Source organism: Klebsiella sp. GG_Kp175 (assembly GCF_040062325.1).
GTDB lineage: Bacteria > Pseudomonadota > Gammaproteobacteria > Enterobacterales > Enterobacteriaceae > Klebsiella > Klebsiella quasipneumoniae.
In genome coordinates this window covers 25,970-34,254 of the sequence record NZ_JBEAFX010000023.1, presented here as the reverse complement: position 1 = coordinate 34,254, position 8,285 = coordinate 25,970, and the positions used below count along the sequence as shown (strand labels likewise).

The 8,285-nt window shown below is 52.7% G+C and carries 7 protein-coding genes and 1 pseudogene; all 8 read left to right on the top strand.

Annotation, left to right across the window (positions count from 1 at the left end; all coding sequences use genetic code 11):
* Window positions 1-128 (top strand): annotated as a pseudogene (tuf, locus tag ABLU73_RS22435) (elongation factor Tu); the annotation flags it as partial.
* Window positions 129-464: 336 nt separating this feature from the next.
* Window positions 465-848 carry a preprotein translocase subunit SecE gene (gene secE, locus ABLU73_RS22430; protein ID WP_002883772.1) on the top strand — a complete coding sequence of 128 codons (384 nt, stop codon included), beginning with the start codon at window positions 465-467 and terminating at the stop codon, window positions 846-848.
* Window position 849: 1 nt separating this feature from the next.
* Window positions 850-1,395 carry a transcription termination/antitermination protein NusG gene (gene nusG, locus ABLU73_RS22425; protein WP_001287521.1) on the top strand — a complete coding sequence of 182 codons (546 nt, stop codon included), beginning with the start codon at window positions 850-852 and terminating at the stop codon, window positions 1,393-1,395.
* Window positions 1,396-1,551: 156 nt separating this feature from the next.
* Window positions 1,552-1,980: a 50S ribosomal protein L11 gene (gene rplK / locus ABLU73_RS22420; protein WP_002884034.1), complete on the top strand. Its 429-nt coding sequence runs from the start codon at window positions 1,552-1,554 to the stop codon at window positions 1,978-1,980.
* A 3-nt stretch (window positions 1,981-1,983) separates the two neighbouring features.
* On the top strand, window positions 1,984-2,688 hold the full coding sequence (gene rplA, locus ABLU73_RS22415) for a 50S ribosomal protein L1 (RefSeq protein ID WP_002884036.1): 705 nt from the start codon (window positions 1,984-1,986) through the stop codon (window positions 2,686-2,688).
* A gap of 289 nt (window positions 2,689-2,977) precedes the next feature.
* The gene (rplJ, locus tag ABLU73_RS22410) at window positions 2,978-3,475 is read left to right on the top strand and encodes a 50S ribosomal protein L10 (RefSeq protein WP_001207203.1); all 498 of its coding nucleotides are present in this window, start codon (window positions 2,978-2,980) and stop codon (window positions 3,473-3,475) included.
* Between the two features lie 66 nt (window positions 3,476-3,541).
* Window positions 3,542-3,907: a 50S ribosomal protein L7/L12 gene (rplL, locus tag ABLU73_RS22405; protein ID WP_002884142.1), complete on the top strand. Its 366-nt coding sequence runs from the start codon at window positions 3,542-3,544 to the stop codon at window positions 3,905-3,907.
* Between the two features lie 324 nt (window positions 3,908-4,231).
* Window positions 4,232-8,260, top strand: a complete 4,029-nt coding sequence (gene rpoB, locus ABLU73_RS22400) for a DNA-directed RNA polymerase subunit beta (RefSeq protein ID WP_004206758.1) — start codon at window positions 4,232-4,234, stop codon at window positions 8,258-8,260.
* The last annotated feature ends 25 nt before the right edge of the window (window positions 8,261-8,285 follow it).

Below are 8,285 nucleotides of genomic sequence, written 5' to 3'. Positions count from 1 at the left end.
CGGGCGACAACATCAAAATGGTTGTTACCCTGATCCACCCGATCGCGATGGACGATGGTCTGCGTTTCGCAATCCGTGAAGGCGGTCGTACCGTTGGCGCGGGCGTGGTTGCTAAAGTTCTCGGCTAATCGCTGATAACATTTGACGCAATGCGCAATAAAAGGGCATCATTTGATGCCCTTTTTGCACGCTTTCACACCAGAACCTGGCTCATCAGTGATTTTATTTGTCATAATCATTGCTGAGACAGGCTCTGAAGAGGGCGTTTATACACCAAACCATTCGAGCGATAGTGCGACGGCAATCAGCATCCTCCTTTGCGTTAGCAGGGCAGGGGCGACAAAACCGTCAGCGTTGAAGCAATTTGAATAGTTAAGTGTATAATCCGAAACTTAATTTCGGTTTGGATCGCCTCGCCCCCGCGGGGTGAAATTGTTTGTAGAATACTTCTGACAGGTTGGTTTATGAGTGCGAATACCGAAGCTCAAGGGAGCGGGCGCGGCCTGGAAGCGATGAAGTGGATTATCGTTGCCGTGCTGCTGATCGTGGCGATCGTGGGCAACTTCCTTTATCGCGACATTATGCTGGCGGTGCGTGCGCTGGCCGTGGTTATTCTTATTGCTGCTGCCGGTGGCGTCGCGCTGTTGACGACGAAAGGTAAGGCGACCGTTGCTTTTGCTCGCGAAGCGAGAACCGAAGTTCGTAAAGTGATTTGGCCGACTCGCCAGGAAACGCTGCATACTACGCTGATTGTTGCTGCTGTGACTGCAGTAATGTCACTGATCCTGTGGGGACTGGATGGTATTCTGGTTCGCCTGGTCTCCTTTATCACTGGCCTGAGGTTCTGAGATGTCTGAAGCTCCTAAAAAGCGCTGGTACGTCGTTCAGGCGTTTTCCGGTTTTGAAGGTCGCGTAGCCACGTCGCTGCGTGAACATATCAAATTACACAACATGGAAGAGTTATTTGGCGAAGTCATGGTCCCGACCGAAGAAGTGGTTGAGATCCGTGGCGGCCAGCGTCGCAAAAGCGAACGTAAATTCTTCCCAGGCTACGTTCTGGTCCAGATGGTCATGAACGACGCAAGCTGGCACCTGGTGCGCAGCGTGCCGCGCGTGATGGGCTTCATCGGCGGTACCTCTGACCGTCCGGCGCCGATCAGCGACAAAGAAGTCGACGCCATCATGAATCGTCTGCAGCAGGTTGGCGATAAGCCGCGTCCGAAAACGCTGTTTGAACCGGGCGAAATGGTTCGCGTTAACGACGGTCCGTTCGCTGACTTTAACGGTGTGGTTGAAGAAGTGGACTATGAGAAGTCCCGCCTGAAAGTTTCCGTTTCTATCTTCGGTCGTGCGACTCCGGTAGAACTGGACTTCAGCCAGGTTGAGAAGGCGTAAGCCGGCGATCAAAAAAGCAGCGATTTAATCGTTGCATAGGGCGCGAAATTGGCATACAATTTCGCGCCTTTTGTTTTTATGGGCCCGGCCCGTAAAACGATGTTTAATCACGGGGAGCTTCTCTGAAGCGTTAATACCCAATTTGAGGATTTAAGAATGGCTAAGAAAGTCCAAGCCTACGTCAAGCTGCAGGTTGCAGCTGGTATGGCGAACCCGAGCCCGCCGGTCGGCCCAGCACTGGGTCAGCAGGGCGTGAACATCATGGAATTCTGCAAAGCGTTCAACGCCAAAACTGATTCCCTGGAGAAAGGTCTGCCGATCCCGGTTGTTATCACCGTTTACGCTGACCGTTCCTTTACCTTTGTTACCAAGACTCCGCCGGCTGCTGTTCTGCTGAAGAAAGCTGCAGGCATCAAGTCTGGTTCCGGTAAGCCGAACAAAGATAAAGTGGGTAAAATCTCCCGCGCTCAGCTGCAGGAAATCGCGCAGACCAAAGCTGCCGACATGACTGGTGCCGACATTGAAGCGATGACTCGCTCCATCGAAGGTACTGCACGTTCCATGGGCCTGGTAGTGGAGGACTAAGAAATGGCTAAACTGACCAAGCGCATGCGCGTGATCCGTGAGAAAGTTGATGCAACTAAACAGTACGACATCAACGAAGCCATCGCTCTGCTGAAAGAGCTGGCCACCGCTAAATTTACCGAAAGCGTAGACGTTGCCGTTAACCTCGGCATCGACGCTCGTAAATCTGACCAGAACGTCCGTGGCGCAACTGTACTGCCGCACGGTACTGGCCGTTCCGTTCGCGTAGCCGTATTTACCCAGGGCGCAAACGCTGAAGCTGCTAAAGCTGCAGGCGCTGAGCTGGTAGGTATGGAAGATCTGGCTGAGCAGATCAAAAAAGGCGAAATGAACTTTGACGTTGTTATTGCTTCCCCGGATGCAATGCGCGTTGTTGGCCAGCTGGGCCAGGTTCTGGGTCCGCGTGGCCTGATGCCGAACCCGAAAGTGGGTACCGTAACTCCGAACGTTGCTGAAGCGGTTAAAAACGCGAAAGCAGGTCAGGTTCGTTACCGTAACGACAAAAACGGCATCATCCACACCACCATCGGTAAAGTGGACTTTGACGCTGACAAACTGAAAGAAAACCTGGAAGCTCTGCTGGTTGCGCTGAAAAAAGCAAAACCGACTCAGGCGAAAGGCGTGTACATCAAGAAAGTTAGCATCTCCACCACCATGGGTGCAGGTGTTGCAGTAGATCAGGCTGGCCTGAACGCTTCTGCAAACTAATGCCTTTACGTGGGCGGTGATTTTGTCTACAATCTTCGCCCACGTTTGCTAACTAAGGTTAGCAGGTAACCGAATTGTTCGTTGGAGTCTGGCCTATCCAGACCTCCGTCGAAGACCGCAGGTGTTTCGCAAGAAACTTAATGCCCTGCGTAGACGGTGACAGAACGCTAAGATTATTTTTGGATATTCTGGCTTGTTTCTGCTCACCGTATTTAGACGCTCTTTTCGTTGAATTGAGTGAAGTGAGTTCCAGAGCATAGGCTCTGGCAAACATCCAGGAGCAAAGCTAATGGCTTTAAATCTTCAAGACAAACAAGCGATTGTTGCTGAAGTCAGCGAAGTAGCCAAAGGCGCGCTGTCTGCAGTAGTTGCGGATTCCCGTGGCGTAACTGTAGATAAAATGACTGAACTGCGTAAAGCAGGTCGTGAAGCTGGCGTATACATGCGTGTTGTTCGTAACACCCTGCTGCGCCGCGTCGTTGAAGGTACTCAGTTCGAGTGCCTGAAAGACACGTTTGTTGGTCCGACCCTGATTGCATACTCTATGGAACACCCGGGCGCTGCTGCTCGTCTGTTCAAAGAGTTCGCGAAAGCGAATGCAAAATTTGAGGTCAAAGCCGCTGCCTTTGAAGGTGAGCTGATCCCGGCGTCGCAGATCGACCGCCTGGCAACTCTGCCGACCTACGAAGAAGCAATTGCACGCCTGATGGCAACCATGAAAGAAGCTTCGGCTGGCAAACTGGTTCGTACTCTGGCTGCTGTACGCGATGCGAAAGAAGCTGCTTAATCGCAGTTATCTTTGTAAAGCATTCGCTTACGTATAAACTTATTCTGATATTCAGGAACAATTTAAATGTCTATCACTAAAGATCAAATCATTGAAGCAGTATCCGCTATGTCCGTAATGGACGTTGTTGAGCTGATCTCTGCAATGGAAGAAAAATTCGGTGTTTCCGCTGCTGCTGCTGTAGCTGTAGCTGCTGGCCCGGTTGAAGCTGCTGAAGAAAAAACTGAATTCGACGTAATTCTGAAAGCTGCTGGCGCTAACAAAGTTGCTGTTATCAAAGCAGTACGTGGCGCGACTGGCCTGGGTCTGAAAGAAGCTAAAGACCTGGTAGAATCTGCTCCGGCTGCACTGAAAGAAGGCATCAGCAAAGACGACGCTGAAGCTCTGAAAAAATCTCTGGAAGAAGCTGGCGCTGAAGTTGAAGTTAAATAAGCCAACCCTTCCGGTTGCAGCCTGAGAAATCAGGCTGAGGCTGGTGACTTTTTGGTCACCAGCCTTTTTGCGCTGTAAGGCGCCAGTAGCGTTTCACGCTGTTTGACTACTGGTTTGCCTCTCAATGCTTGTTTCTATCGACGACTTAATATACTGCGACAGGTTAGGGTTCCTGGGCTGTGTAAATCGCAATGAAATGGTTTAAGCGTGATAGCAACAGGCATTGCGGAAAGTGTTCCATTTTCCGGTCAACAAAATAGTGTTGCATAAAAAACTGCCCTCTGCGGGCAGATGGGTCGACTTGTCAGCGAGCTGAGGAACCCTATGGTTTACTCCTATACCGAGAAAAAACGTATTCGTAAGGATTTTGGTAAACGTCCACAAGTTCTGGATGTGCCATATCTCCTTTCTATCCAGCTTGACTCGTTCCAGAAGTTTATCGAGCAAGATCCTGAAGGGCAGTATGGTCTGGAAGCTGCTTTCCGTTCCGTATTCCCAATTCAGAGCTACAGCGGTAATTCCGAGCTGCAATACGTCAGCTACCGTCTGGGCGAACCGGTTTTTGACGTTAAAGAATGTCAGATCCGTGGCGTGACTTACTCTGCACCGCTGCGCGTAAAACTGCGTCTGGTGATCTACGAGCGCGAAGCGCCGGAAGGCACCGTCAAAGACATTAAAGAACAAGAAGTCTACATGGGCGAAATCCCGCTCATGACCGACAACGGTACCTTTGTCATCAACGGTACCGAGCGTGTTATCGTTTCTCAGCTGCACCGTAGCCCGGGCGTCTTCTTTGACAGTGACAAAGGTAAGACTCACTCATCCGGTAAGGTTCTGTATAACGCACGCATCATCCCTTACCGTGGTTCCTGGCTGGACTTCGAATTCGACCCGAAAGACAACCTGTTCGTTCGTATCGACCGTCGTCGTAAGCTGCCGGCTACCATCATCCTGCGCGCGCTGAATTACACCACTGAGCAGATCCTTGACCTGTTCTTCGAAAAAGTGGTCTTTGAAATTCGCGACAACAAGCTGCAGATGGAGCTGATTCCGGAGCGTCTGCGCGGCGAAACCGCCTCCTTCGATATCGAAGCCAACGGCAAAGTGTACGTTGAGAAAGGCCGTCGCATCACGGCTCGTCATATCCGTCAGCTGGAAAAAGACGATATCAAGCATATCGAAGTGCCGGTTGAATATATCGCGGGCAAAGTGGCGGCTAAAGACTATATCGATGAAGCGACTGGCGAACTGATCTGCCCGGCGAACATGGAGCTGAGCCTGGATCTGCTGGCTAAGCTGAGCCAGTCTGGCCACAAGCGCATCGAAACGCTGTTCACTAACGATCTGGACCACGGTCCATACATCTCTGAAACGGTACGCGTCGACCCGACTAACGATCGTCTGAGCGCGCTGGTAGAAATCTACCGCATGATGCGCCCTGGCGAGCCGCCGACTCGTGAAGCCGCTGAAAGCCTGTTTGAGAACCTGTTCTTCTCCGAAGACCGCTACGATCTGTCCGCGGTTGGTCGTATGAAGTTCAACCGTTCTCTGCTGCGCGACGAAATCGAAGGTTCCGGTATCCTGAGCAAAGACGACATCATTGAAGTGATGAAGAAGCTCATCGATATCCGTAACGGTAAAGGCGAAGTGGACGATATCGACCACCTCGGTAACCGTCGTATCCGTTCCGTTGGCGAAATGGCGGAGAACCAGTTCCGCGTTGGCCTGGTACGTGTAGAGCGTGCGGTGAAAGAGCGTCTGTCTCTGGGCGATCTGGATACCCTGATGCCTCAGGATATGATCAACGCCAAGCCGATTTCCGCAGCAGTGAAAGAGTTCTTTGGTTCCAGCCAGCTGTCTCAGTTTATGGACCAGAACAACCCGCTGTCTGAGATCACGCACAAACGTCGTATCTCCGCACTCGGCCCAGGCGGTCTGACCCGTGAGCGCGCAGGCTTCGAAGTTCGAGACGTACACCCGACTCACTATGGTCGCGTATGTCCAATCGAAACGCCTGAAGGTCCGAACATCGGTCTGATCAACTCCCTGTCCGTGTACGCGCAGACCAACGAATATGGCTTCCTTGAGACGCCGTATCGTAAAGTGACCGACGGTGTGGTTACTGACGAAATTCACTACCTGTCTGCTATCGAAGAAGGCAACTACGTTATCGCTCAGGCGAACTCCAACCTGGATGAAAACGGCCACTTCGTAGAAGACCTGGTGACCTGCCGTAGCAAAGGCGAATCCAGCTTGTTCAGCCGTGACCAGGTTGACTACATGGACGTATCCACCCAGCAGGTGGTATCCGTCGGTGCGTCCCTGATCCCGTTCCTGGAACACGATGACGCCAACCGTGCATTGATGGGTGCAAACATGCAACGTCAGGCCGTTCCGACTCTGCGCGCTGATAAGCCGCTGGTTGGTACCGGTATGGAACGTGCTGTGGCCGTCGACTCCGGTGTTACTGCGGTGGCTAAACGTGGCGGTACTGTTCAGTACGTGGATGCCTCCCGTATCGTTATCAAAGTTAACGAAGACGAGATGTACCCGGGCGAAGCAGGTATCGACATCTATAACCTGACTAAGTACACCCGTTCTAACCAGAACACCTGCATCAACCAGATGCCTTGCGTGTCCCTGGGCGAACCTATTGAGCGCGGCGACGTGCTGGCCGACGGCCCGTCCACCGACCTCGGTGAGCTGGCGCTGGGTCAGAACATGCGCGTAGCGTTCATGCCGTGGAACGGCTACAACTTCGAAGACTCCATCCTCGTTTCCGAGCGTGTTGTCCAGGAAGACCGTTTCACCACTATCCACATTCAGGAACTGGCGTGCGTGTCCCGTGACACCAAGCTGGGGCCGGAAGAGATCACCGCTGACATCCCGAACGTGGGTGAAGCTGCGCTCTCCAAACTGGATGAGTCCGGTATCGTTTATATCGGTGCGGAAGTGACCGGCGGCGACATTCTGGTTGGTAAGGTTACGCCGAAAGGTGAAACCCAGCTGACGCCGGAAGAGAAACTGCTGCGTGCGATCTTCGGTGAGAAAGCGTCTGACGTTAAAGACTCCTCTCTGCGCGTACCGAACGGTGTCTCTGGTACCGTTATCGACGTTCAGGTCTTTACCCGTGACGGCGTAGAAAAAGACAAACGTGCGCTGGAAATCGAAGAGATGCAGCTGAAGCAGGCCAAAAAAGACCTGTCTGAAGAACTGCAGATCCTCGAAGCCGGTCTGTTCAGTCGTATCTACGCGGTGCTGGTCTCCGGTGGCGTTGAAGCTGAGAAGCTCGACAAACTGCCGCGCGATCGCTGGCTGGAACTGGGCCTGACCGACGAAGAGAAACAAAATCAGCTGGAACAGCTGGCTGAGCAGTACGACGAACTGAAACACGAGTTCGAGAAAAAACTCGAAGCGAAACGCCGCAAAATCACCCAAGGCGACGATCTGGCACCGGGCGTGCTGAAGATTGTTAAGGTATACCTGGCCGTTAAACGCCGTATCCAGCCTGGTGACAAGATGGCGGGTCGTCACGGTAACAAGGGTGTTATCTCTAAGATCAACCCGATCGAAGATATGCCGCACGATGCTAACGGTACGCCGGTAGATATCGTCCTCAACCCGCTGGGCGTACCGTCTCGTATGAACATCGGTCAGATCCTGGAAACTCACCTGGGTATGGCTGCGAAAGGCATCGGCGATAAGATCAACGCCATGCTGAAACAGCAGCAGGAAGTCGCGAAACTGCGCGAGTTCATCCAGCGTGCCTACGATCTGGGCGCTGACGTTCGTCAGAAAGTTGACCTGAATACCTTCAGCGATGAAGAAGTTCTGCGTCTGGCTGAAAACCTGCGTAAAGGTATGCCGATCGCAACGCCGGTGTTCGACGGTGCGAAAGAAGCGGAAATTAAAGCGCTGCTGCAGCTGGGCGACCTGCCGACTTCCGGTCAGATCACCCTGTTCGACGGCCGCACCGGTGAGCAGTTCGAGCGTCCGGTAACCGTGGGTTACATGTACATGCTGAAACTGAACCACCTGGTCGACGACAAAATGCACGCGCGTTCCACCGGTTCTTACAGCCTGGTTACTCAGCAGCCGCTGGGTGGTAAGGCGCAGTTCGGTGGTCAGCGCTTCGGTGAGATGGAAGTGTGGGCGCTGGAAGCATACGGCGCAGCTTACACCCTGCAGGAAATGCTCACCGTTAAGTCTGATGACGTGAACGGTCGTACTAAGATGTATAAAAACATCGTGGACGGCAATCACCAGATGGAACCGGGCATGCCGGAATCCTTCAACGTACTGTTGAAAGAAATTCGCTCGCTGGGCATCAACATCGAACTGGAAGACGAGTAATTCTCGCTCAAACAGGTCACTGCTG

Excerpts from the sequence above, each read along its gene's own strand:
- secE (WP_002883772.1), top strand. The coding sequence starts at position 465 with ATGAGTGCGAATACCGAAGCTCAAGGGAGCGGGCGCGGCCTGGAAGCG.
- nusG (WP_001287521.1), top strand. The coding sequence starts at position 850 with ATGTCTGAAGCTCCTAAAAAGCGCTGGTACGTCGTTCAGGCGTTTTCC.
- rplK (WP_002884034.1), top strand. The coding sequence starts at position 1,552 with ATGGCTAAGAAAGTCCAAGCCTACGTCAAGCTGCAGGTTGCAGCTGGT.
- rplA (WP_002884036.1), top strand. The coding sequence starts at position 1,984 with ATGGCTAAACTGACCAAGCGCATGCGCGTGATCCGTGAGAAAGTTGAT.
- rplJ (WP_001207203.1), top strand. The coding sequence starts at position 2,978 with ATGGCTTTAAATCTTCAAGACAAACAAGCGATTGTTGCTGAAGTCAGC.
- rplL (WP_002884142.1), top strand. The coding sequence starts at position 3,542 with ATGTCTATCACTAAAGATCAAATCATTGAAGCAGTATCCGCTATGTCC.
- rpoB (WP_004206758.1), top strand. The coding sequence starts at position 4,232 with ATGGTTTACTCCTATACCGAGAAAAAACGTATTCGTAAGGATTTTGGT.